Genomic DNA, 26,218 nt, shown 5'->3' on the forward strand with positions numbered 1-26,218 from the left:
TTTTTTATTGCATTACCCCCAAAAATCAATTAAAATACCGCATCTAAGCCTATATGTCTAAAATTACATCAAAACCTTTTTTATTAAAAATTGCTAAATACACAGGAATTACGTTTGCCGTAATTTTAGCATTACTTTTTGTAACTCCTATTCTTTTTGCCGATCAGATTAAAGAAAAAATTAAAAAAACAGCAAACGAAAGTTTAACCGCAGAACTTAATTATTCTGACGTTTCTGTTTCATTTTTTCGTCACTTTCCATCGCTGACTTTAACCCTGACCGACTTACAATTAAATGGTTCTGCACCCTATAAAAATGAAAAATTTATTACAGCAAAAGAGGTTTCTTTTGGTATTGATGTTCTAAGTTTAATTTTTAGTAAATCAGCAAAAATTGATGAAATCTATTTGTCAGATTCTTTTATCAATGTAAAAGTGAACCCAAACGGCGAAGCAAATTACAACGTTTATAAATCTACACCACAGGAGTCCAAACCAGAAGACAGCACCAACACAGCTTTAAAACTTGATCGAATAGAAATCTTAAATAGTAAAATTATTTATGACGATCAATCGACAAAAGTGCATTTTGACGCATTAGGTTTCGATTATTTAGGAAAAGGCGATTTAAATGAAGCTGTATTTGACCTTCATTCAAAAGCAAAAATCGAGAAGCTGAATATTATTTATGATAATGAACCTTACTTAATGAATAAAAAAGTAGATGCTGATCTTATTACTCAGGTCAACATGAACTCGTTATCATTCTTTTTTCAGCAAAACAATTTAAAAATCAATCAGTTGTCAGTTGATTTTGAAGGCAAATTTGACTTCTTAAAAGACGGCTACAACATGGATTTTGTTATTAAATCTGATGATAGCGAGCTGTATGATGTTTTTACAGCGTTCCCTCCAAAATATGTTACTTGGCTTTCTAAAACGGATCTAAAAGGAAATACCAATCTGCTTTTAACCTTAAAAGGAAAATATATCGCATCACAAAACATTGCACCTGATTTAAATTTCGATTTAAAAATAGAAGATGGTTTTATAAATTACGACAATAGCGATTTTCCGATTTCGGACTTAAATGTTGAAATCAAAAGCAAACTTCCTTCCTTAAAACCCAATTCACTAATTGTAAATGCTGCCAATTTATCTTTAAATGTCGGTGAAGATTATTTCAAATCGAAATTTTACCTAGAAGGAATAGATGCACCTAAAGTAGATGCTGAATTTAATGCCAAAATGGATCTTGAAAAACTCAATAAAGGATTAGGAGTTCCTGGCTTAACCTTAAAAGGAAATTTGGTTGGAGATGTTAAGGCTAAGGGGAAATTTGACAGGAAAAACAAGCTGTTTCCAATTGCAAATGGCTCGATAGAATTGAAAAAAGGATTTGTAAAAACCAGTTATTATCCTAATCCTATTACGAATATTGAGTTTAAAACAACAATCGATAACAAAAAAGGAACTTTTGAAGACCTAAAATTAAACCTTAAACCGGCTCAATTTACCTTTGAAGGAAAGCCCGTTTTTGTTCAGGCTCTATTAAACAATTTTGATGATTTACATTACGATGTTACAGCAAAAGGTGAACTTGATGTAAAAAAAATATATAAAGTTTTCTCTCATAAAGGACTGAATTTAGATGGTTTTATAAAAGCAGATTTAGCCTTAAAAGGAAAGCAAAGCGATGCCATAAATGGAAATTACGACAAACTAAACAATAAAGGAACTCTGGAAATTAGAAACATTGGAATTGCATCAGAGTTTCTGCCTCAAAAATTCATCATAAGAGATGGTCTTTTCAAAATTAATCAGGATAAAATCTTATTTAACGACTTCTTGGCATCTTACGGGCAATCTGATTTTAAAATGAATGGTTATCTGCAAAACGCAATTAACTACGCTACAAGAAGAAAAGGAATTTTGAGAGGTTCGTTTACTGTCTCTTCGAAATATCTTAATGTAGACGAATTTATGTTTAACAATACCCCAAACACTCATGCATCAAAGAGCGCAACTAAGCAGTCTGGAGTAATTATAATTCCTGATAATTTTGATTTAGAACTTATTGCGAATGCTCAAAAAGTCTATTTTGACAAATTGAAAATCGAAAATGCAGGAGGCAACCTAAAAATAAACAACAACAAACTTACGATGCAGCAAACTGGTTTTAATTTAATTGGTTGCCATGTTGTCATGAACGGAAGTTATGAGGCTGTTAATACGCAAAATGCTAATTTCGATTACAAAATTAAAGCATCTGATTTTGATATTAAAAGAGCATACAATGAAATTGATGTATTCAGAAAAATGGCAAGTGCTGCAGAAAAGGCACATGGAATTGTTTCTCTTGATTATCAACTGCGAGGCAAATTAAACGGCAACATGAATCCTGTCTATCCTTCTCTCGTCGGCGGGGGAATACTTTCTGTAAAAGATGTAAAAATCAGAGGTTTGAAAATGTTTAATGCCGTAAGCAAACAAACAGGTTCTGAATCAATGAAAAATCCGGATGTTTCTAAAGTTGACATAAAAACTACAGTTAAGAATAACATCATGACTATCGAGCGATTTAAATTCAAATTTGCGGGCTTTAGACCAAGAATTGAAGGAACAACAAGCCTTGATGGAAAACTGAACTTAAAAATGCGTTTAGGCCTTCCTCCTTTTGGCATCTTCGGAATTCCGATAACGGTTACGGGCACAGGAGAAAATCCTAAAGTAAAAGTTGGACATAAAACGGAAGATTTGAATGAAACAAAAGATAAATACTGAGGTTAAATTCCTAATTTTGGAAATTGCTTCGTCTGTTCACTGATGCTTGAGCCCAAATTCCTTTTTTCAAATCAAAAATTCTAAAAGCTATAATAAAAATGGCCTTCAAAAGAATAAAAATTGCTATAATTACAGCAATAATAATTGCGAACTTAGCATTCTTATTGTCTATTTATAACATTTTTTATTACAAAAAAGCCTCTTTTGACACTTCCGAAAAAGCTCAAATAAATACAGATAAGATAATCAAAATAAGTAGCGGGGCAGGAAACTGGGAATGGAATAAAATAAATTATGATTTTTACAAAGAATTCCATTTTGACTTAAACAAAAATGAAATTATTGAATTCTGCAAGATTGTAAATTCTTCAAATGCAAAATACATTGAAAATATTAGAGCTGAAAAATGGATCGAAATAGAAATCGAAGAAAAAGCGCCTAAAACAACAATATATTTGAAACAGAATATCGACAATGAAGTATACTTTGAAATCAATCATAAAACTTTTGAAGGAAAAGAATTAGAGAAATATATCCAAAAGCACGCAAAGAAACAACTTTAAAAATCAGATATTATACAATACTTTAGACACATAGAGAATACACTTTCCTAAACCCCATAATAAAGCAGCAAGCCCTAATAGTTTCCAAGCCCAAGCTTTGCCTCTTTTCCAGCTAGAAAAGAAAGAGAAAATTTCGAAATATTTTAGAATTATAAACAGACAGCTTCCTATCAACGAAAACCAGATTATTTCATTTGAGTTGATCTGACAACTATACAGAAAAACTAAAACGAGAAAAAGAACTGTAATAAACTGCAGATAATAATAGTTCGCTAAATTATACTTATGATTTTCTTTTAAAGACAGAATCAAAAAGACAAAAATCTCCAAACTTATAAATGCTGCAATTACATTATAAAAGACAGCATTCCATTGCAAAACAAGGATAGCTGTTAAAACAAGAGCAATAACAGTACATGCTCCTAGCGAATCAATACTTCTTGCACGATAACCTTCGTTCTTAAAAGGAAACAAAACCGGATAAATATATTTTTCTACTATACGCCAAAAAGGCAATGCATAAACAGAAGCAATTCCTGATATCACAATTTCATAATTATAAAAAACATCGGCAGGAACTTTATACAACACATACCAAAGTGCCAATGTAACCAAAACAGCCGGCAGGCATATTGTTTTTATGGTTTCCCAAGCATCTTTTCCCCAGAAATTACTTTCTATCTCAAAAACATATTTTTTGACCCAATATTCCTTGGTAAACAAAGCCGTCGACTGACTCCATAACAAGAATAATCCTAAATGGATAATTACGGTTCGCATCACAAAATCTTCAATAGAAACCGCATAAAAGACGCAAGCAATTCCTACTGCAAACAGTTCGCAAGTCAACAATAAAGGAGAAAACAAATACCTCAAAATAGGCTCTAGACGTTTCAAAAGAAACCCAATTAGCAAACTCCAATATTTTTTAAAAAGTGCAATAACTGCACAAATGGCTATAAACGCCGACAAATAAAACATCCAGTTGGTCAGCAATTGGGTTTTCATCCAAATTTGAACTTTGGAGTTTTTCTGTGGCTTATAAACTATAGTAGAGTTTTCAAAAATCTGCTGTGCTAATTCGTCTCGAGTTTTAGCATCAAATTCTGGAAACTCATTCTTGTTTTCCTGCCAGAATTGATCTGCTTTACATCCGTTTCTTTTTAAAACTTCAAATTCGTATAAAATATTTCTTTGTTTCTCATTTAACGAACTTAGATGATTTACACTATTTTCTGAAGCAGTGTTTGCATAAGTACCAAGACAGCACAGCAAAAACAATAACAAGATCTTTTTCAAACTTTTTTATTTAAAGAGGCAAAACAAATGTAAGTCTTAAAGTCTTATCAAAATCACTAAAAACAAAAAACCCGATCTTTTCAGAACGGGTTTTTTATAAAAAGTAAATCTTTGTGTTTATTATGCCTCAAATGGGATAATAGAAACATAAGATTTGTTATCTCTTTTCTTTTGGAACTTAACAACTCCAGCTACTCTTGCGTGTAGCGTGTGATCTTTACTGATGTAAACGTTTTCACCTGGATTGTGTTTTGAACCTCTTTGTCTAACGATGATGTTCCCAGCAATAGCAGCTTGTCCACCATAAATCTTAACGCCTAGACGTTTTGATTCTGATTCTCTACCATTCTTCGAACTACCGACACCTTTCTTGTGAGCCATGACGTATGAGTTTAAATATTGTTATTATTCTTTAGTAGCTTCTTTTTTTGCTTTTGGAGCTGCTGCTTTTTTTGCTTTTGGAGCTTCTACTTCTTCAGTAGCTGCTTCTTCTGCTACAACCGCTTTTTTAGCTGCTGCTTTTTTAGTTCCTCCAGCTGCAGTAATACCTTCAATTACAATTTGTGTAAGATATTGTCTGTGACCATTTCTTTTTTTGTATCCTTTTCTTCTTTTCTTTTTGAAAACGATAACTTTATCACCTTTTAAGTGTTGTAACACTTTAGCTTCTACTGAAGCACCTTCTATAGCTGGGGCGCCTAAAGTTACATTTCCGTTATCATCTAACAAAAGAACTTTATCAAAAGTAACTTTTGATCCTTCTTCATTAGCCAAACGGTGAACATAAACCTTTAAGTCTTTGCTTACTTTAAATTGTTGCCCTGCTATCTCTACGATTGCATACATACCAAATTGATTTATTGATTTTTAAGGTTGCAAATATACAACTAATAATTTACTGTGCAATCTATAGCCGTAAAAATATTTTTAAGCTTATAATCACTGCATTTCAAGCATTTTTCTTCTTACAACCAATATATTTTAAAGTAAAAGACTGTTAAATTACAATGAAAATAAAGGTAAAACATCAAATCATAAGTAAAAAAAACTATTTTTGATGTAACTAAAATCGACTCTTGTCTACCTACTGTTTGTAGAATATTAAAAATTATTAATCTTTATGAAAAAATCAATAATGATGTTAAGTGCTGCATTAATGCTTGGCGGCGTGTCTCATGCCCAAAAAGTAGCTTTTGAAGAATACAATTTAGATAACGGATTGCATGTTATTCTTCACAACGATTCATCAGCTCCTGTAGTTGTAACGTCGGTGATGTATCATGTAGGCTCGAAAGACGAACGTCCGGACAGAACAGGTTTTGCGCATTTTTTTGAGCATCTTTTATTTGAAGGAACACAAAACATCAAACGTGGCGAATGGATGAAAATCGTTACTGCAAACGGCGGCGTAAACAATGCCAATACAAGCGACGACAGGACTTATTATTATGAAGTTTTTCCATCGAACAGCCTTGAGCTTGGTTTATGGATGGAATCAGAAAGATTAATGCACCCGATTATCAATAAAATAGGTGTTGAAACGCAGAATGAAGTCGTTAAAGAAGAAAAAAGAATGCGTTACGACAATCAGCCTTACGGAAATATTCTGCCTGAAGTTAAAAAGAATATGTTCAAAAACCATCCGTACCGTTGGACTACTATTGGTTCGATGAAAGATTTGGACGCCGCAACACTTGAAGAATTCCAAGCTTTCAATAAAAAATTCTACACTCCTAACAACGCTGTGTTAGTCGTTGCGGGAGATTTTGACAAAGCCAAAACCAAAGAATGGATTCAGAAATACTTCGGGCCAATTCCGAAAGGCGCAGAAGTAAAAAAACAGACTTTTACAGAAGAACCGATTACTCAGACTATAAAAGCGAGTTATGAAGATCCAAACATTCAGATTCCGATGGTTGTAGCGTCATACAGAACACCGTCAATGAAAACAAGAGATGCGCGTATTTTAGATTTGATTTCATCCTATTTAAGTGACGGAAAAAGCTCTAAATTATACAAAAAAATAGTCGACGACAAAAAGATGGCGCTTCAAATTGGCGCAGTCGGTTTCAGTCAAGAGGATTACGGCATGTATATTTTGTACGGTTTGCCAATGGCTCCTAACACAACAGCCGACATCTTAAAAGAAATGGATGAAGAAATCGTAAAAATCCAAACTGACTTGATTTCTGAAAAAGATTATCAAAAACTACAAAACAAATTCGATAACAATTATGTAAACGCGAATGCAAGTGTAGAAGGAATTGCAGAAAACCTAGCTTCGTATTATTTGCTTTACGGAGACGTAAATTTAATCAATACCGAAATCGAAATGTATCACTCTATTACGAGAGAAGAAATTAGGGACGCAGCCAGAAAATACCTGAACCCAAATCAGCGTTTAGTTTTAGATTATATTCCTTCAGCAAAAGTTCAAAATTAAGAATATCGAATCATGAAAAAATTATATACAGTTTTAATCCTTTCCTTCCTAACTGGAATTATGCAAGCACAAGACAGACCACAACCAAAACCGGGCAATTCGCCAGTTGTTAACATCAAGAAACCTCAGACTTTTGTTCTAGCAAACGGCATGAAGGTCTTGGTTGTTGAAAATCACAAACTGCCTCGTGTAAGCTTTAATCTTACTCTTGACAATGCTCCTTTTACAGAAGGAAACAAAAAAGGTGTGGATGAATTGACCAGCAGCTTAATTGGAAATGGCACAAAAAAAACCACTAAAGAAGCTTTTAACGAAGAAATCGACTTTTACGGAGCCAACATCAATTTTACTGCTCAAGGCGCTTATGCAAGTTCACTTTCTAAATATTCGGGACGCGTTTTAGAACTTTTGGCAGAAGGCTCTTTACAACCCAATTTTACGCAAACTGAATTTGACAAAGAAAAAGCAAAATTATTGGAAGGACTGAAAGCAGACGAAAAAAGCGTTCCAGCAATTGCAAACCGTGTAGTTGATGTTTTGGCTTTTGGAAAAAACCATCCAGCGGGAGAATTTTTATCAGAAGCGACTGTAAACAACGTTACACTAAATGATGTTCAAAACAATTATAATACTTATTTTGTTCCTGAAAATGCATATTTAGTTGTTATCGGCGATGTTAAGTTTAAAGAAATCAAAAGTTCTGTAGAGAAACTTTTCGGTGGATGGAAAAAACAGACCGCACCAAAAAACAATTATCCCGACCCAGCAAATGCAGCAAAACTTCAAATTGATTTTGTAGATATGCCAAATGCTGTTCAGTCCGAAATTTCGCTTGTAAATACTGTAAATTTAAAAATGAGCGATTCTGATTTCTTCCCTGCAGTAATTGCAAATCAGATTTTAGGAGGTGATTTCAACAGTTACCTAAACATGAATTTACGCGAACAGCACGCTTGGACGTACGGAGCTAATTCTAGCATTGGAAGCAGCAAATATGTATCTAAATTTAAAGCTACGTCTGCCGTTAGGAATACAGTAACCGACAGTGCTGTCGTACAATTTATCAAAGAAATCAAAAGAATCAGAACTGAAAAAGTTGATGCTGATGTTCTCAAAAATGTAAAAGCAGGTTATATTGGAAGATTTGTAATGCAGGTAGAAAAACCGCAGGCTGTTGCACGTTATGCCTTAAACATTGAAACAGAAAAACTTCCGGCAGATTTCTACGAAAAATACATTCAAACCATCAACAATGTTTCTGCTGACGACATTTACCGTGTTGCCAACAAATATTTTTTATTGGATAATATGCGTATTGTAATCGTTGGAAAAGGTTCTGATGTGCTTCCTGGCTTAGAAAAACTGCAGATTCCAATCTCTTACTTTGACAAATACGGAAGTCCTGTTGATAAACCGGCTCTTAAAAAAGATGCTCCAAAAGATATTAGCGCTAAAACCGTTTTCGAAAATTACATAAAAGCTATTGGAGGAGAAAAAGCGGTCTCTGCTGCAAAAACATTATTTATGAACGGTAGCACCTCGATTCCGCAAGCTCCTGCTCCATTGACTTTTACATCTAAATTAGACTCAAAAGGAAAAATGATGGTGTCATTATCTATGGGAACAATGACGATAATGAAACAGGTTGTAAATGATAAAGGCGCTTATATTGAACAACAAGGACAAAGAAAAAGCTTAGAAGGAGAAGATCTTAAAGAAATGAAAGCAAATGCCGCTCCTTTTGAAGAATTACAATTGGTAAAACGCACCGATTTAAAAGTAGACAGCATCGAACCAATAAACGGAAGCGACGCCTACACAATAAAAGATGGCAAAACAACTTATTATTACGACATTAAATCAGGTTTGAAAGTTGCGGAATCTAAAGTTCGTGAGCAAGGCGGAAAATCAGTAATACAAATTACTAATTTTAAAGATTACAGAGAAGTAAAAGGAGTAAAAGTTCCTTATAATTTGGTTCAAAACATTGGTTTCGAACTGGATATCAAAATAGCTGAAATTAAAATCAACGAAGGTGTTTCTGATGCGGATTTCTTGTAGTTTTAAGCCGCTAAGGCTCTAAGTCACTAAGTTTCTAAGATATTTTAAGGCTTTGTCAAAGTTTGGACTTTGATAAAGCCTTTTTTCTTGATTAATTTTGTTTAGTTAACAAGACTCCCTCACTTTTTCGCTGACAAGTAAACTCCGATTAGAATAACAAATGCACCTACTGACTGAATCGGCGTCAGCATTTCGTTGTCTAATAATCCCCAGAAAAAGGCCACTATCGGAATCAAATAAGTTACAGACGTTGCAAATACAGGAGATGACATTTGTATCAGCTTAAAAAAGAGAATATTTGCAATTCCGGTTCCTAAAACCCCGAGAATCATGACAAAAAATATAGAATGTCGGGTTTCTTCTAAATTTATTCTCTGACCGATATCAGTTGTACTCAATATAATCAAAGCCGGAAGAAGCAAAACCGTAAAATTTCCCGTAGTAATGCTGACTGAATTTAAATCGTGCAGGTATTTCTTAATCAAATTCACATTGATGGCGTAACTCAACGTTGCTACAACCACCAATAAAACGTAAAGGTAATTTTGACTTCCTCCTGAAGAATCTCCGCTCAGAACCAACAGCAAACATCCAATAAGACCAATAAACACGCCCATGACCTGTCGTTTCTGAAACTGAATTCCGAAAGCTAAAATCCCTAAAACCAAAGTATTTAAAGGTGTTAGCGAATTTAAGATGGCCACTATCGAGCTTTCTACCTGAGTTTCTGCAATTGCAAAAAGATAAGCTGGCATAAAAGTACCGAAAAGCGACGTAAGGGCAACAAATTTCCATTGGCGCCGAGAAATCTTTTTTAGACTATTAAAACCTACAATCAACAGAAAAAGCGCTGCAAAAATAATTCGGAACGAACCGACTTGAATAGCGGTAAGGCCAATCAGTCCTTTTTTTATCAGAATAAAAGAACTTCCCCAAATAAGAGAAAGAATCGACAAGTAAATCCACTTTAGCTGTTTTGTTTCCATAAATCGTATTTTACTACAAATTTGTAATTATTTTGCGAACTGACGGCTCTCTTTTTATTAATTTTGCAGTAACATAATTCGCAATTTAAAATTTATATATAATGAAAATTTCAAAAATCTTAATCGCCGCAACAATTGCTGGTTTAATATTGGTTGGCTGTAAAAAAGAAGCAGACAAAAGCCTTCAGGTTGTAAATGCAGAAAAAAGCGCTCCGAAAGAACACAAACCAATTGCCGCAGAAAATTTACAAACTGCAAGTTTCACAATCGACGGAATGACTTGCGCTGTTGGATGTGCAAAAACAATCGAAGAAGAATTAGCTAATCTTGACGGAGTTGACAAAGCAACGGTTGATTTTGACAAAAAAACAGCAACCGTAAGTTTTGATAAAACAATCCAAAATTCTGAGTCTTTAACAAAAGCGGTTCAAGAAACCGGAGACGGAAAAACATATAAAGTTTCGAATTTTAAATCTTAATTTTTAAATTCAAAAATAAAAAATGGCGTTCAGATTTGAACGCCATTTTTATTCTTATTTCCATTTCAACGTCTCCATCAAACGCTGCATATCGTTTTTGACATAACTTACTGCCGGCATAACCGAATCGAAATTGGGTTTGGCATAAAAATAAACCGATCCAATCAAAAAGTGTTTTGTACTGTCTGTAACGTAAAATTGTGAATTTGTTGCTGCATTTCCGTCGACCTGATAAAACATTCCGTATACCTTTTTTTGCGGATTTAAATACGGTTGTTCCAAGATATCATCTGCTTTGATTACGTGCTCATAAGTCAGTTTTTGAGCATCTCTCAAAAGTTTATCAATATTATTATTTACCGGTTTATATGTCAAATAAATCGTTGCTTTCATTTTAGGATAAGTAATCGCAAAACCGCAGTCTTTTTCTCCTTTAATAACTGCTTCTTCATTCATTTCAAATGAAAACGGGCAATTATTCTCAAAATTCATATATTTTGCTTCAGCATAATCTAAACGCAAAAATCCTGCTGGTTTTGGCACCACATCATCTTTACAACTTACGGTAGTCGCTGCCAAAACAACAGCGGCAGCAAAAATTACTTTTCTAAACATTTTTTATTCTAATGTTACTTTTATTTGTTTTACACGCTTTCTGTCGACAGTTTCCACAGTAAAAACGCAATTTTTAAAATGTATTTTCTGGTCTTTTTTTGGGAAATTTCCTAAAATTTCCAAAATAAATCCAGCAAGCGTTTCTGCTTCGCCTTTGCGAGATTCAAAAAGGTCTTCGTCTACATCTACAATTCGGTAAAAATCTTTCAGATTTATTTTTCCTTCAAAGAGAAAATTCTTTTCATCAATCTGCGAAAAATTCAGATTCTCATCATCAAATTCATCGCTGATATCCCCTACTATTTCTTCAATTACATCTTCGAGCGAAACAAGTCCAGAAGTTCCTCCATATTCATCAACCACGATTGCCAAATGGCTTTTAAGCCCTTGAAAATCCTTTAATAGATTGTCCAGTTTTTTATTCTCCGGAACAAAAAAAGCCTCTCTAATCAAGGATGCCCAGTCAAAATCTTTCTTATCAATATGTGGAAGCAAATCTTTGACAAACAAAATGCCTTCAATCTGGTCAATATTATCTCTGTAAATCGGAATTCTTGAAAATCCTTTTTCGATTATTTTTGGATAAATCTCAGAAAATGATTCGGTTATTTCCAATGCAAAAATATCAATTCTCGGACTCATTACCTGCCTAGTGTCTGTATTTCCAAAAGATACAATCCCCTCTAGAATTTTCTGTTCTTCTGTCGAAGTTCCCTCTGAATCTGTCAATTCTAACGCCTGAGAAAGCTGGTTGATTGAAAAATTATTTTTCTGTTTCCCCAATTTATTCTGCAAATATAAGGTAACGCTTCGCATCGGCAAGCTAATTGGAGAGAGTAATTTATCAAGAAAGGCGATTGGATAGGCTACTCGTTTGGCAAATTTAAGACTGTTTCGGCTTGCATAAACCTTTGGAAGCACTTCTCCAAAAAGCAAAATCAGAAAGGTTACCAAAATTACTTCGAGAATAAATCTAAAAGCTGGCGAACTCACGCCCGAGAAAATATCTTGTCCTATAAAAGCAAATAATATGACTACTCCAATATTGAAAAAATTATTTGCGGCTAGTAATGTTGCCAAGAGTTTTTTGGGTCTATCGAGAAGATTCGATATTATTTTACCTTTAGAAAGATTTTCTGCCAACGTATCATCAATTTCTTTTTGAGATAATGAAAAAAGTGCCACTTCGGCACCAGAAACGATAGCTGACAAAAACAGCAAAATAAAAATTGCGACAAAACCAATTACAAAATTGCTGTCAGGATTAGTAGTAAAAAATAAACTGGGCTCTGGGTCCAAATCAAGAAAAATTAGTTAAACATAGCTAAAACGGAAGATCGTTTATAGGCAAACTTTCGTTTGATGTATCAAAATTAGCATTTTTTGCTGAATCGGCCTCCTGATTTGACTTCTGATTCACGGTTTCTTTTTTGGTCGTAAGAAATGTAAATTCAGTCACCTGAATTTCGGTTGTATATTTTGTTGTTCCGTCTTCGGCCTGCCATTGGCGAGACTTTATACGGCCCTCAACATAAATTTTATCTCCTTTAGAAAGATACTTTTCACAGATTTCGGCAGCTTTATTGCGTACAACCAAATTATGCCACTCTGTTGAAGTAATTTTTTCGTTAGTACTCTTATTAATATAAACTTCATTTGTAGCCAGCTGAAAACGTCCAATGCAATTGCCTCCATCAAAATAATGCATCTTCACATCATCGCCCAAATGGCCAATGAGCATCACTTTATTTAATGTTCCATTCATAGTTTTTTGTGGTATTTCTACCAAAGATACATTTTTTTAGCAAATTAATTCTTGCTTTTCTATAAAATTACAAATTAAGGATACTTAGCTTCAATATTTCATATAATAGTTGACTTTTCTCTTGTGCTAAATTGCCTTTGTTAACTATCTAAATGCTTCTAACTGATAAAAATTGATTATCCTATTAATAATTTGTAAATAAAAGACTACTTTTGCAACTCGTTTCAATACCTTATAATTTAACAAAAATGGCATACAATTCAGACTATAATAAATCTAGTTCCGATTTACATCTAATAGTAAAAATTCTTTCATTTTTTATCCCGATTCTTGGATTTCTGATTTACGCGTTAAAAAAAGAGAAAAGTCCAATAGCCGCAAAATCTGCTTGCGAATTGGCTATTGCTGGTTTCTTTTTTGCCATTTTTTTGCGAATACTTTTCTATGCCTATGTATATCGTTAGGTCTTAATTTCCATATTTTCTATAAAATTATAAATAACAATGGGAAAAGGGAACGTTTTTAGTTTTTCGGCATCAATTCCGTTTTCTATTATATCTTTTATCTTAATTTTCCAGAATTGAATCGTAAGATGCTGATGCGATAATTTATGGACAACAGAATCGTTGCATTTTTCTATACTATTGATTGTATAATGAGAGAAAAATTGTTGCGCATTCTGAGAAACAAAATCAAAATCGGCTATGTTATCGGTTTCAAGAAGCGGAAATTCATACAAATTATGCCAAATTCCCTTAGATGTTCTTTTTTGAATAAAAGTATTTCCTAAAACGTCCTCCAAAACCAAATAATTGAAATACCGATTTGTAATTTTTACCTTTTTCGATTTTACGGGAAGCTGATTGACTTTCTTTTTCTGAAGTCCCGCACAGCTTTCATTAAAAACACAAATAGTGCAGTCGGGATTTTTCGGCACGCATTGGAGCGCTCCAAACTCCATAATCGCCTGATTAAAAACCGCAGGATTATCAGCAGGAATGAGCTCTTTTGCCAAGGCCGTAAATTCTTTTTTAGTAGCTGGCAAAGCAATATCGGTTTCGATATCAAAATAACGAGAAAGCACTCTAAAAACATTTCCGTCAACGACTGGTACCGCTTCATTATAAGAAAAAGAAGCAATCGCCGCTGCAGTATATTCACCAACACCCTTTAGTTTTAGCAGCTCTTTATATGAATCCGGAAAAACACCATTTAAGTCATTTGCAATAAATTGAGCGGTTTTATGAAGATTTCTGGCTCTTGAATAATATCCTAATCCTTGCCAAAGTTTTAAAATCTTTTCTTCTGAAGCATCTGCCAAATTTTTCACCGTAGGAAATTCCTTCGTAAACGAAAAAAAATAAGGCATTCCCTGAGCAACACGTGTCTGTTGGAGCATAATTTCTGAGAGCCAAATATGGTAAGGATTGGTCGTTTTACGCCATGGCAAATCACGCTTATTCTGTAAATACCATTTTATCAATATGTTATGAAAATTCATTGCAAAATACTTATAATACAAAAGTAAATGTTTATGTGATTAAAATTTAACGAATTAGCTTGATTAATTGTTTTTTTAATTCCTATATTTGCAAACTCAAAAAAATAAAACACCATTTATAAAAATAAAATAGGAAAGAAAATGACGAAAGCAGATATCGTAGCGAAAATTTCAGAGAAATTAGGTCTTGAAAAAGGAGACGTTCAAGCAACAGTTGAAACTTTTATGGAAGAAGTTAAAACTTCATTAGAAACTGGAGACAATGTCTACCTAAGAGGTTTCGGTAGTTTTATTGTTAAAACTAGAGCTGAAAAGACTGGAAGAAACATTTCTAAAAACACAACTATCAAAATTCCTGCACACAACATTCCTGCGTTTAAACCTGCAAAAGTTTTTGTAGAAGGAGTTAAAACCAACAACGAAGCAAAATAATATTAATTAACATAAAATCTGACACGATATGCCAAGTGGTAAAAAAAGAAAGAGACATAAGGTAGCTACTCACAAACGTAAGAAAAGAGCGAGAGCTAACCGCCACAAAAAGAAAAAGTAGTTTTAAACTACTTTTTTCTTTTTAAACGTTCATTGAAATTTGGGAAATTTAAAAAATTCCAAAAAATAAAATCCAAAATCCAAAAATTAAGGTCTCAACACCTATTTAGATTGGGATTTGGAATTTGAAAATTGAAATTTAACTTTCCCAGCCGGGTTAATACCTGTTAAAAATATTGTTTAATCCATCCTTACAATTCAGTTATGAGTTATAAGTTATGAGTTATGAGTTGCAAAACTTGAAACTTGAAACCTAAAACCTGAAACTAAAAGTCTGGATAAAAATTTACAGTGTGAATAAAGAATTAATCATTAGATCTAGTTCTGAAGCAGTAGATTTTGCCTTATTAAAAGATGGAAAACTAATTGAATTACATAAAGAAGAAGAAAAAAGCAACTTTCAGGTTGGTGATATTTTTATTGCCAAAATCAGAAAACCCGTTGCTGGACTTAATGCTGCTTTTGTGAATGTAGGTTTCGAAAAAGATGCCTTTTTACATTATCACGATTTGGGTCCAAATCTAGCTTCTCAGCTGAAATTCATAAAACTTGTAAGCGCAGGTAAATTAAAAGATTTCTCCCTAAAAACCTTTCAGTTTGAAAAAGAGATTGACAAAGATGGCATCATTACTGATATTTTAAGTGCCAATCAATCTGTCTTAGTTCAAGTAGTTAAAGAACCTATATCAACCAAAGGCCCAAGAATAAGTGCTGAGCTTTCTCTTGCCGGAAGATTTATCGTTCTAGTTCCTTTCTCTGATCGTGTTTCTATTTCTCAAAAAATAGAAGACAAAAAAGAAAAGGATCGTCTAAAAAAACTTGTTCTATCGATCAAACCTAAAGGATTTGGTGTTATTGTTCGTACAGTAGCCGAAGGCAAAAACGTAGCCGAATTAGAAAAAGATTTGCAGAACCTGCTTGGCAGATGGTCTGCAATGTGTAAAAAATTACCAACTGCTCATCATCCATCAAAAGTATTAGGAGAGCTTAACAGAGCTTCTTCGATATTAAGAGATGTATTCAACGATACCTTCAGCGGTATTCAAATAGATGATGAAGAGTTGTACCATCAAACGAAGGAATATCTGCAAGAAATTGCTCCTTCAAAACAATCGATTGTTAAGTTTTATCAATCAAATGACACTCCGATTTTCGAGAAATACAATATAGAGAGACAAATCAAAACCTCATTTGGCCGAACTGTTTCCATGAGTAAAGGTGCTTATCTTATCATAGAACATACCGAAGCGCTGCACGTTATAGACGTAAACAGCGGAAACCGTTCTAACAAGGCGACCAACCAAGAAGACACAGCCATGGAAGTGAATATGATTGCTGCAGCAGAAATCGCAAGACAATTACGTCTGCGAGATATGGGCGGAATCATAGTTGTTGATTTTATCGATATGTCTAATCCAGAAAACAGGAAAGTCTTGTTCGACTTCTTGCGAGAAGAAATGAGCGACGATAAAGCAAAACATAAAATATTACCGCCAAGTAAATTTGGACTTGTTCAGATTACAAGACAGCGCGTAAGACCAGAAGTTAATATAAAAACCAGAGAAGAAGATCCTGATAAAGTCAATGGCGAAATTGAAGCGCCAATCTTAATAATTGACAAGATTACCTCTGATTTAGAAAGACTTTTAAAAACCCACAATAAAGTTGTGCTTAATACACATCCGTTTGTGGCTGCATACCTCAGCAAAGGTTTTCCATCATTACGTTCAAAATGGTTTTTTGAACATAAAAAATGGGTGAAAATCATACCTCGTGACGCTTACACGTACTTAGAATACCATTTCTACGATAATAAAGGAAATGTTATTTCAGAATAAAATAAAAACCGCCTTTCGTGAGATTGGCGGTTTTTTTGTGGCTTTTTTTTTGCCACTAATTACACGAATGAGCACTAATTAATTTATGATAATTTGTATAATTCGTGGATAAATATTTTTAATCAAGAGCAATTTCCAGCTATCCGCTTGTATCTTTTCCTGGCTAAAGAAGCCAGAAAAAGGATACCGCTTCTATCTGGGCTAGGCAATCATTTTCTTAAGAATATTTCTCTTACTATTTCATACAAAGTGCTTTCTGTCATATAATGACAGAAAAAAAACTTAATAGGGTTATTAAATTATTTATAATTAAATATGTTTATGGAAATTTTAATACTCTATTATGCTTTTTACCAATTTTCACAAATCATATTCAGGAAAATTAGCAGTTTATTTTTTAACGATTGCCCTATTTTCTTTCAATACAAATGCTCAAAACACCAAATCTGATTTTACATTTGAGCCTATTTTTTATGTAAACTATTCAATAGCAAATAAAAGCCTCCTAACTGGAGGACTAGAATTTTGTTTGGACTGCAAAGATGAAAACAAACTCTTTCTCGGCGCGGGATACGGAGTCACAAACAGTTATAACGGAAATTATTATGGACTTCCTGATATACATTTATCCTACAACAAGGAATTGCTATTTATAAAAACAGGAAGCTCTAATAAAAACGCTTATGCAATAGGCGGATTTACTTTTTTAAATCGGTTTGATTTAGGTTTTGGATATTCCTTCCCATACAATAACGAAAAAACACCTGTATATAAAGGCTTTACCACTTCGCTCACTTTACGTCTAACAAAAAATGAAAAAGCGTACCAAAAGTTTAATATGATACAATAAAATTATTCCCTCACAATTTCAATTTTTCGTCTAATTTCATTCCCTGAAGCATCTACAACTGTAATATAATGTATTCCTGTTGTCGGGGTAATAGGCAGTTCATGAAAGGTTTTGGTTGTAGCTTTATAAACATCATCTACATACCAAAACAATTCTTTATCTCTTTCAGAATAAGCCACTTTTAAAATAACAGGCTGAACATTACTATTAAAATCTTTCGTTAGGTAAATTTTACTATTGGCTTTTGGATAAATAAAATCCATTGTTATCGTTTGCGTTCCTTCACAGCCTTCCCTAAATGGTGGCAGTGGCAGATATTCTATATGCTGGCTTTTGTAATACCACGCCATAACCGGAGGCAATACAAACCAATTTTTTGTCACTATATTATCTATACTTTCGCAGCTGCTGTTTACCTGAAACTGTTCTGTTTTATCCAAATGAATCGTTCGGTGATACGGACAAACTTTAGTCGATTTTCCTTTTTTTGGAACCCATTGTTTGATTTTAGGGCAATTGTCTTTTGCCAGATAACCACTTAATCGGCAAACCTCAACTTCTGCCAAATCTTTATAAGGCGTATCAAACCATCTTTGTCTTGGCAGTAAATTAAAAACATCAAATAAAATTGGCGCTGCGCTGGTTACTCCTGTCAAGGTTGGTCTTCCTTCTCCTGTAGCATTTCCTACCCAAATTCCAACCACATATCTTGAATTGGTTCCAATTGCCCAAGCATCTCTATTTCCGAAACTTGTTCCGGTTTTCCACGCAATTTTCAATGAACTATCATAAAATTTCCATGCTTCATCTCCTTCTGGTCTATTAACCTCTTCCATTGCGTTGTAAGTCAGCCAAATTGACCCTGCGCCCAAAATATTCTTTTGATTGGTTTCTGAGCCAAAATCGGGCTTAAAATCGTTTTTATAGTTTAGTTCTGTAAATTCGTTCGTTCTGTATTTCGCCTGATGTTTTGTAAAGTAATTTAATGTCGAAGATAAATTGGCGTATGTTCTGCACAAATCCCACAAATTACTTTCGGCGCCACCCAAAATAAGTGACAAACCATAATGATCGGGTGTTTTGTTAATATTCTTCAATTTAAACTTCTGCAGTTCTTCATAAAATTTATTTACACTAAATTCCTGCAACATCAAAACGGCTGGAATATTCAGCGAGCGCGATAACGCACGATGCGCCGGAACTGCTCCGTCAAATGTCAGATTAAAATTTTGCGGTGTATATCCTGAAATCTGTGTTGGAATGTCTGCTACTAAAGTATTGGGCAACAATTCGCCATCATCGAGCATCGCGCCGTACAAAAGCGGTTTCAAAATACTTCCTGTACTTCTTGGTGCGTCAATAATATCAACATCTTTTTGGTGGTCGCTGTCTGCTGGAGAATTTCCGACATAACTCATCACATTTCTGTTCTGAACATCAATTACCAAAATTGCAAGATTATGCACTTCATTCTGTTTGTATTGATTGTAATAATACCTCGCAATCTGATTGACACGATTTTGTAAAGCATAATCAATTGTAGTTTTTACTCTTGTTCCTTCTTCGTTTTTAGCCACTCTCTGAAGCAAATGCGGAGCGATTTGTGGCAAATCATAAGGTTTTTGGGGAAGAGGTTCTTCAATCGACAATTCGTAAGTCTGCTTGTCTATAATACCTTCCTGATGCAGTTTTAATAAAAGTCGGTTTCGTTTATTGAGTAATTTTATTTGATTTTTTCCCGGATAAATTAAACTTGGGGCATTTGGCAAAACAGCCAAAACTGCATTCTCTGCCCACGATAATTGATTCGATTGAACGCCAAAATAACGCCACGAAGCCATTTCTAATCCTACAACATTTCCTCCAAATGGAGCATGCGCTGCGTACATTTCGAGAATTTCATTTTTAGAATATCCTAATTCTAATCTTGTTGCTAGAATGATTTCGATGATTTTTTCGAAATAGGTTCTGTTTTTTCCTTTTCTAGATAATCGAATAACCTGTTGAGTCAATGTACTTCCTCCTCGAACTACCTTTCCTGCTTTCCTGTTTTGCTTAAAAGCATTAATCATCGCTCCGGGATTAAATCCTGGATGTTTATAGAAATATTCGTCTTCAAAATAAACAATGCAATTTTTGAATTTATCCGGAACGCTGTCCTGAGCCGGAAAACGCCATTGTCCGTCGCGAGCAATTTTGGCTCCGAGTAATTCTCCTTCTTTGCTTTCTATAACTGTTGAGTAAGGTTCTTTGAATAAAGTTCGGGGTATCGAAAAATAGTAAATCAGCAAGAGCAGGAATGCAATTGCTGATTTTATCTTGTTCTTTTTTATCCAGTTTATAATGCGCTGAAAAAACGCTTTAATTTTATTTTTCAATGCTTATTTTTTTAACCGCAAAGGCGCTAAGTTTTTTTGCTCGCAGATTCCGCAGATTGGGCAGATTTCATTTTTATCTGCTTGATCTGCGGGAAACTTTATTTTTTTGCAAAGTTTACAAAGTTTTATAGCCACAGATTACAAGGATTAAAAGGTTTTTTTCCATTCTTCATATACAAATCTGTGGCTAATAAATTTACTTCACAACCTCAACCCAGAATCCTTTTGTTCTAGCTAAGAAAGTATTATCATACATGGCTTCACATTGCAATCCTGGTAAATAGTAATTTCCTAGATACGATGCATTCAGCAATATTCTGAAAACTTTTGTTTCTCTGCTTGCCATACTAAAATAGAAATTCGTTCTGTCATCACGGATATCGATATAATCGGCGATATTGTTTACAGCGTCTCCATAATCTGTGAAACGAGTGTTTACGATTTCGAATCCTGAAGGCAGAATCTGCGATAAAGCGACATTCTGAATTCTTTCCCCTCTTTGGTTTTTAATCGTAACCTCTGCAACAAACTCTGTTCCCTGATTTATTCTGGAAACATTGATTACAGTACCTTTCCTGTCTTTGAAAACAATCGAAGCCGTAACATCACTTTGAACTGCATTTTCTTGTCCAATTGGCAGAATTCCTGTATTCAATACACGAACATAAACTGTATTGGCTTTATTGTTTTTCAATGTGATACTGTTCGTGCCAGAAGCAACAGACAAACTGCGATCTGCGACTGACTTACTTGTATTTATTGCCTCTCCTTTTCCGTTTTTATTAAACTGGATATTGATTCCTTTTGGGCCGTTGCTAACCGCAAATTTCGACATTGCATACAAACAGTAAGCCGTTGTCTGTGTGCTCATCCATTGATTAGCTGACATTTCTTTTGCTAATTTCGAAGCGGTTACAAATGCTTTTTGTTTTTGGTCTAAAAGAAGCATTGTCTCCAAAGCCATCGCTCTATTTCTTTCGTTAGAACCATAATAGTAATAACTGTAACCGTCTGAACTTCCGTCAATACTCGTTTTCAAAAACAAACTTTGACCTGCAGCTTTTTGACCTGCCAAAACATAAGCCGCTGCCAAACGAAGCATACTTTCGTTCGAAATGTCTTTTGTTTCTCTCAATCTATTCATTGCTGATAAATCGGCATTTCCAGCTAAAGCTAAAGTATAAAGACGATATGCCTGAGCTAAATCATTTCCATATTTCGGTTCAAAACGCCATTGTTTCGCTTCTTTCTGTTGATACGACAACCATTTTGATTTGAAGTTTATTGGCAGTACATATCCTTTTTTCTCTGCTTCAATCAAGAAATGTCCAGCGTAAGAAGTTCCCCAATCATCTGCAATTGCATTACCTTGCCAATAAGGCAAACCGCCATTTGATAATTGGAAATTCCCTAATCTTGCAATTCCGGCCGCAATATTTTTCTGAATCAAATCTTTACGCTTAGTGTCTATATCTGCCACATCGCCTAAATACAATTGTGGGAAGACAGATGAAGTTGTCTGCTCTACACAACCATGTGGATACTGAATTAAAAACTGCAGTCTTCCATTCAAATTCATTGATGGCATAGACGAAACTTCCAATCTTGCTTTGTTGCTTCCAGCGATTCCAAATGTTTTCCATGAAATTGTTTTTGAACTATTTGGCGTTAAAACAACATCGGTAAAGGTACTCGTAACTGGATTCGGATTGGTCATGTCGATTTCAACATCATAAGTAGATTTCTCACTTCCTGATGTTGCTACAACCTGAACTTTTGCAATTCCGGTAGCCGAGCCTACAACCAAATTAAAATACGCCATTTTTTCGTCAGGCTGTGCAAAATTTAACCTTTGGACTGCGCTTCCGACTACTTTTAATCCGTTGCTGGTTTTTACCTGAATTGTTACATTTTTGATTTTGTTTTCAGTTGCAAAAATCGTTACTGGAAGCGTCACTTTTTCTGATGGCGAAATTTTTCTTGGCAACGAAGCCAGTACCATCAACGGACTCTTAACCTGAGTTGCTTTTTCTGCACTTCCGTAAGCACTTGTATTAGCGTCGCCAGCCACAACCATTGTTCGAACTGAACCAATATATTTTGGAAGTTTTAATTGATGTGATTTTGTTTCTCCTTTTCCTAATTTGAATGGGCCATAATACAATACAACTGGTTTAAAACGGTTTGCTTTTTTAGCTTTTCCACCACCTAAATCTTGGTCACCACCAATACTGAAAATCTGATTTATTTTTCCGCCATATGCGCCAATTACATCATCATAAACGTCCCAAGTTTTTACACCTAAAGCTTCACGAACATAGAAACTATCCCATGCATTTGGTGTTTTAAAACGAGTTAAATCCAAAAGACCTTCGTCAACAACAGCAATTGTATAAGTCATTTCTTTACCTGATTTCTCCCCTACTTTAACCGTGAAAGGCTGTTCTGGTCTTAATACGTCAGGCATGTTTAATGTTGGAGCTAAAATCGTGTTTTTATCAACCACTTCAATAGGAACAATTCCATACATACGAATCGGCGAATCGTTTTTCGTTGAAGCATGAGGCTGTAGCAACGTAATATTAAAATATACGTTTGGTGCCATTGCTCCTGTTATCGGAACCTCAACTTTCGTTTCTCCGTTTTTAGTTTCTGCCCAAATAGTCTGCACTACTCTTGATCCATTTTCGATTGAGATTAACGCACGTCCGCCTTCGCTTGAAGGGAAAGAAATCTGCGCTTTTTCTCCAACAGCATAATTCTTTTTATCAGTAGAAAAAACTAACATACTAGCTGTTGAAGCATCTCTGTTTCTTGTTTTTCCAGACCAGATTGGCCAGTCGATATTTACTGTTAATGAGGTTGCGTGACCACTTTCTCCGTCTTCAACGCGAATTAAATAACGTCCCCATTCTTCATCACTTAAAGCAAATTGGAAATTTCCTTTTCCGCTTGAATCAGTATTGATAACAAAAGTTTTGTATGAAGTCGTTGCATTCGACGAGTTATAATTTGATAAATTATCGCTTGAAGAATCCCACCACCATCTCCAATCCACTTTGTAAACTCGTACTTCGAGATTACGAACTGATTTTGGTCTGCCGTTTTCATCAACTGTAACGACTTCAAAACGATTGTTTGTTCTGGTTTCAAGCATACTATACCTGTTCAGTTCAGGCGTTTTAATCCCGACGTAGGTTTTATACGGAGAATAAGTCGTTGACATTACATCTGTACTAAAATCGCCTCCTTCTTCGTAAACTTTGGTAATGAATGAAGCGCGAAGCATTCCCGGCGCCTGACCTTGTAGTCTTGGCTGAATATTTACTGAAGCTTTTCCGCTTTCATTCAATTTTCCAGAGAAGACATTAATTTCTTCTGTACCAAACTGACGGGCTAAATCATCAAAACTGTATTTTTCGTATCCTTTAAAAGTGGTTGTTTGCTGGGAGAATTTAGCCTGCATTTCTACATTCAAATTCTTAGCAATCGCACCGTGAAGCCATGTTACTTCCAGATTGTCTGTATTTGGATACGAAGCCGAAAGTGTTTTTCTGCTAAACGTATTTTTGATTTTTAAACGATTTGGTTTAATTGTTTCAATCTTAATGCTCTTATAGAATTTAGCACCACCAACACTTACCATCGCTTCCCAATTTCCTGTCGGCGCATCTTGGTTTGTCGGCACTGTAAAGGCATAATGGTTTAAATCGTTTGTTTTCTGAACAGTCTGATAAACTGTTTTCCCATTCGGATCATTCAATCTGAATTTAATCGGATGTGATTTCGGAAGTTTATTTGCAGCATCATTCAAAATAAACGACAGATACAAATTATCTCCTGGACGCCAAACGCCTCTTTCTCCATAAATAAACCCTTTTAAGCCTTTTTGCAAAGTCTCTCCCGCAACATCAAAATTACTGACAGATAACGATAGTCCGTCATCCAATTTCACATAAGTTGACTGATCGCCCAAAGTCACAATAGCGAAATATGCGAACTTATCCAATTGAAAAGATGCAATACCTTCGCTGCTTGTCGCTTCTGAAGCTATTTTTTGCTGCTGGAAATTATATAAATCTACTCTTGCATTCGAAATCGGTTCTGTTGTAACAATGTTATTTACAGCAAACAAATACGATTTATTCTCGCCTCTTTTGGCAATAACTCCTAAATCTGACGCCAAAATATTAGTCGCAATTCTCGCATTATAATAATACGAACCTGTACAAGGATCCTGACTTTCTCTCCAATCGTAATCATCATAATAGTAATAATCGTCGTAAGAGTTTCCGCTGTAGTTTACATCGTTTTCATCCACTTCTTCCTCTTCTGTTTCGTCATCATTACCATCTGATGTTTCGCATTTATAAAGAGAATATTTCTTTTTATAAACAAATTCAACCCTATAAATCGCTCCTGGTTCAGGTTTTATAATTTTAGATAAATCTAAAGCGTACGTATTCCATTTGGATAAATTTACAAGCGTGCTTTCCCTTAAATTCAGTGTGGTTTTGGCAATTGGTTGTGCTACTTTTTTAAGGTTTTGTCCGCCGTTTAATTCATTGTATTGAAGAAATTGCAAAATGTTATTTTTATAAATCTTGTAGACTTTTACATCCACAGCGCTCAGATTTACGGCTTCGAAATTCAGTTTCAAATTATTTGAACTTGGCAAAATCGTTCCGTTTTTAACAAAGCGGATGCTCGGTTTTATCTGATCAAAAGAGATTTTTTCAGTATAATTGTTTTCGAGTTTTTTGCCGTACTGACTTTCAATTCCCTGAAAAACTTCCAATAACAATTCGCCCGTAATAACTTGTTCTGGTTCTTCGTCTGGTACATATTCGACAGCTTCTTCTGCAACTACAGCCACTGAATCTACAGCTACCGCGGCCGAATCTACAACAACTGCAGCCGAATCTACTGCAACTGCAACAGGTTCTTCTACTGCTACTGGGTTTACCTCTTCTTTTTTAGGAGCATTCTGGTTTGTAAAATATACTTTTAGTAAATTTCCTTGAGTTGAAAACTTAAGATTATTAGTATTTTGAATTGAAACCAATCCCGCAAAATCCTGACCTTTTTCTAAAGGTTCGGAGAAATTAATTAAAACCTGCTGATTGTTTCCGTCTGGAACTTCAACTTTTACGACTTTAAATTCGTTGATGCTTGTAATCGGGAAATCGATTTGTCCTTTTTGTTCGATATCAAAATCATTTCCGTCATAAATAATCTCCAAATTTGAAGCTTCTGACTGACGCTGAATACTGTCAATTATAAAATGAAATTCTTTACCGACAGTCGGACTCTTATCAAACTTAATCTTAAGATCGTTTCCATTATGTTTGGCCTCGACTAATTTTGTCGCTGTCTCCAAATCAATGTTATCTGCCGTTTTTAAAGTGCAGTTCAAATATTGATATTCTTTGCTGTACGACTGAATATCGCCCGTATTAATCGTAAAATCTTGTTTTACCGTTTTAACTGTAAAATTGAATTTAGAAAGTTCCTTTTCCTTTTCTTTCGGAATAGCAGTTAGCTTATCGAGGTTTAAAGTAACCTGATATTCTGTTCCTGCTTTTAGTTTTTTCTCTGGAATAAAAGCTAAGGTATTAGTCGAAAGTGCCACGATTTTCCCTCTTACATTTGGCGAAATATCAAACAAATCGTCATCTAATTCCTGATTGGGTTTCCAGTCGTTTTTGTCAAAAGCCAAAACCACACGAATATCAGAATCTGCAGAAACAATTCCGCCTGTGAAACTGGTAATGTAATCTTTAAATAATGAGAAATCGGAATTGAAATCTGCAGCAGATTTTCTTCCACAGGATTGAAAAATAAAGAACACAAAAAAAACGAGAACTAAACCTTTTGCTTTCACTTTTATCTAGAGTTAATGGTTAATAAACTAGTAATTTAATCTTATTACTATTAATGCCATAACAGCAAAAAACAAATTAAATTATTATAAAAGTAAACTATTTTCAGAATCCTTTAAGAGGAAAATTCTCTAGGAAAGATTATTTAACTTTTGTTGAAGTTTTTTATTATTTGATTTAAAAAAAACAATATATTTCTTACTTTCTAAATTCTGTATTATGG

18 protein-coding genes are annotated in these 26,218 nt (G+C 34.5%); 8 read left to right on the forward strand and 10 right to left on the reverse strand.

Annotated elements, in window-relative coordinates; translation table 11 throughout:
- The first annotated feature begins 53 nt into the window (after nucleotides 1-53).
- Both ACFFLS_RS15120 and ACFFLS_RS15125 read left to right on the forward strand, forming a co-directional pair.
- Nucleotides 54-2,783: an AsmA family protein gene (locus ACFFLS_RS15120; RefSeq protein ID WP_379684660.1), complete on the forward strand. Its 2,730-nt coding sequence runs from the start codon at nucleotides 54-56 to the stop codon at nucleotides 2,781-2,783.
- 98 nt (nucleotides 2,784-2,881) lie between these two features.
- The gene (locus ACFFLS_RS15125; RefSeq protein WP_379684659.1) at nucleotides 2,882-3,346 is read left to right on the forward strand and encodes a hypothetical protein; all 465 of its coding nucleotides are present in this window, start codon (nucleotides 2,882-2,884) and stop codon (nucleotides 3,344-3,346) included.
- Nucleotides 3,347-3,349: 3 nt separating this feature from the next.
- On the opposite strand, the gene ACFFLS_RS15130 is transcribed toward ACFFLS_RS15125, so the two are convergent.
- The 3 genes from ACFFLS_RS15130 to rplU form a co-directional block, all read right to left on the reverse strand.
- Nucleotides 3,350-4,645: a hypothetical protein gene (locus ACFFLS_RS15130; RefSeq protein ID WP_379689504.1), complete on the reverse strand. Its 1,296-nt coding sequence runs from the start codon at nucleotides 4,643-4,645 to the stop codon at nucleotides 3,350-3,352.
- A 120-nt stretch (nucleotides 4,646-4,765) separates the two neighbouring features.
- Nucleotides 4,766-5,026 (reverse strand): 50S ribosomal protein L27, encoded by a 261-nt coding sequence (gene rpmA / locus ACFFLS_RS15135; protein ID WP_012023622.1) that lies wholly within the window; start codon nucleotides 5,024-5,026, stop codon nucleotides 4,766-4,768.
- A gap of 24 nt (nucleotides 5,027-5,050) precedes the next feature.
- On the reverse strand, nucleotides 5,051-5,491 hold the full coding sequence (gene rplU, locus ACFFLS_RS15140; RefSeq protein ID WP_379684655.1) for a 50S ribosomal protein L21: 441 nt from the start codon (nucleotides 5,489-5,491) through the stop codon (nucleotides 5,051-5,053).
- A 274-nt stretch (nucleotides 5,492-5,765) separates the two neighbouring features.
- Here rplU and ACFFLS_RS15145 point away from each other — a divergent pair, with 274 nt between their 5' ends.
- Together ACFFLS_RS15145 and ACFFLS_RS15150 are read left to right on the forward strand one after the other, a co-directional pair.
- A complete protein-coding gene (locus ACFFLS_RS15145; protein WP_379684654.1) occupies nucleotides 5,766-7,088 on the forward strand; it encodes a M16 family metallopeptidase in 1,323 nt (440 codons plus the stop codon).
- 12 nt (nucleotides 7,089-7,100) lie between these two features.
- Nucleotides 7,101-9,149, forward strand: coding sequence for an insulinase family protein (locus ACFFLS_RS15150; RefSeq protein ID WP_379684652.1), 2,049 nt, complete (start codon nucleotides 7,101-7,103; stop codon nucleotides 9,147-9,149).
- Nucleotides 9,150-9,268: 119 nt separating this feature from the next.
- Here the strand turns inward: ACFFLS_RS15150 and ACFFLS_RS15155 are convergent, their stop codons facing one another.
- Nucleotides 9,269-10,135 (reverse strand): DMT family transporter, encoded by an 867-nt coding sequence (locus ACFFLS_RS15155; RefSeq protein WP_379684650.1) that lies wholly within the window; start codon nucleotides 10,133-10,135, stop codon nucleotides 9,269-9,271.
- A gap of 101 nt (nucleotides 10,136-10,236) precedes the next feature.
- Between ACFFLS_RS15155 and ACFFLS_RS15160 the strand changes: the two genes are divergently transcribed.
- Nucleotides 10,237-10,614 carry a heavy-metal-associated domain-containing protein gene (locus tag ACFFLS_RS15160; RefSeq protein ID WP_379684649.1) on the forward strand — a complete coding sequence of 126 codons (378 nt, stop codon included), beginning with the start codon at nucleotides 10,237-10,239 and terminating at the stop codon, nucleotides 10,612-10,614.
- Between the two features lie 54 nt (nucleotides 10,615-10,668).
- On the opposite strand, the gene gldD is transcribed toward ACFFLS_RS15160, so the two are convergent.
- The 4 genes from gldD to mutY all read right to left on the reverse strand — a co-directional run bounded on the left by gldD (nucleotide 10,669) and on the right by mutY (nucleotide 14,495).
- The gene (gene gldD / locus ACFFLS_RS15165) at nucleotides 10,669-11,229 is read right to left on the reverse strand and encodes a gliding motility lipoprotein GldD (RefSeq protein WP_379684648.1); all 561 of its coding nucleotides are present in this window, start codon (nucleotides 11,227-11,229) and stop codon (nucleotides 10,669-10,671) included.
- A gap of 3 nt (nucleotides 11,230-11,232) precedes the next feature.
- On the reverse strand, nucleotides 11,233-12,528 hold the full coding sequence (locus ACFFLS_RS15170) for a gliding motility-associated protein GldE (protein WP_379684646.1): 1,296 nt from the start codon (nucleotides 12,526-12,528) through the stop codon (nucleotides 11,233-11,235).
- A gap of 25 nt (nucleotides 12,529-12,553) precedes the next feature.
- Nucleotides 12,554-12,994 carry a single-stranded DNA-binding protein gene (locus ACFFLS_RS15175; RefSeq protein WP_379684645.1) on the reverse strand — a complete coding sequence of 147 codons (441 nt, stop codon included), beginning with the start codon at nucleotides 12,992-12,994 and terminating at the stop codon, nucleotides 12,554-12,556.
- A gap of 460 nt (nucleotides 12,995-13,454) precedes the next feature.
- Nucleotides 13,455-14,495, reverse strand: coding sequence for an A/G-specific adenine glycosylase (mutY, locus tag ACFFLS_RS15180; protein ID WP_379684644.1), 1,041 nt, complete (start codon nucleotides 14,493-14,495; stop codon nucleotides 13,455-13,457).
- A gap of 141 nt (nucleotides 14,496-14,636) precedes the next feature.
- On the opposite strand from mutY, the gene ACFFLS_RS15185 reads away from it, so the two are divergent.
- The 3 genes from ACFFLS_RS15185 (at nucleotide 14,637) to ACFFLS_RS15195 (ending at nucleotide 17,735) form a co-directional block, all read left to right on the forward strand.
- Nucleotides 14,637-14,927 carry an HU family DNA-binding protein gene (locus ACFFLS_RS15185; RefSeq protein ID WP_007805026.1) on the forward strand — a complete coding sequence of 97 codons (291 nt, stop codon included), beginning with the start codon at nucleotides 14,637-14,639 and terminating at the stop codon, nucleotides 14,925-14,927.
- A 413-nt stretch (nucleotides 14,928-15,340) separates the two neighbouring features.
- Nucleotides 15,341-16,885, forward strand: coding sequence for an Rne/Rng family ribonuclease (locus tag ACFFLS_RS15190; RefSeq protein ID WP_379684643.1), 1,545 nt, complete (start codon nucleotides 15,341-15,343; stop codon nucleotides 16,883-16,885).
- 343 nt (nucleotides 16,886-17,228) lie between these two features.
- Nucleotides 17,229-17,735: a hypothetical protein gene (locus tag ACFFLS_RS15195; RefSeq protein WP_379684642.1), complete on the forward strand. Its 507-nt coding sequence runs from the start codon at nucleotides 17,229-17,231 to the stop codon at nucleotides 17,733-17,735.
- A 2-nt stretch (nucleotides 17,736-17,737) separates the two neighbouring features.
- Here the strand turns inward: ACFFLS_RS15195 and pbpC are convergent, their stop codons facing one another.
- The gene (pbpC, locus tag ACFFLS_RS15200; RefSeq protein WP_379684641.1) at nucleotides 17,738-20,113 is read right to left on the reverse strand and encodes a penicillin-binding protein 1C; all 2,376 of its coding nucleotides are present in this window, start codon (nucleotides 20,111-20,113) and stop codon (nucleotides 17,738-17,740) included.
- A gap of 196 nt (nucleotides 20,114-20,309) precedes the next feature.
- Nucleotides 20,310-25,997, reverse strand: a complete 5,688-nt coding sequence (locus ACFFLS_RS15205) for an alpha-2-macroglobulin family protein (RefSeq protein WP_379689506.1) — start codon at nucleotides 25,995-25,997, stop codon at nucleotides 20,310-20,312.
- Nucleotides 25,998-26,218: the final 221 nt, after the last annotated feature.

Source organism: Flavobacterium procerum (genome assembly GCF_042431625.1).
Classification (GTDB): Bacteria; Bacteroidota; Bacteroidia; order Flavobacteriales; family Flavobacteriaceae; genus Flavobacterium; species Flavobacterium procerum.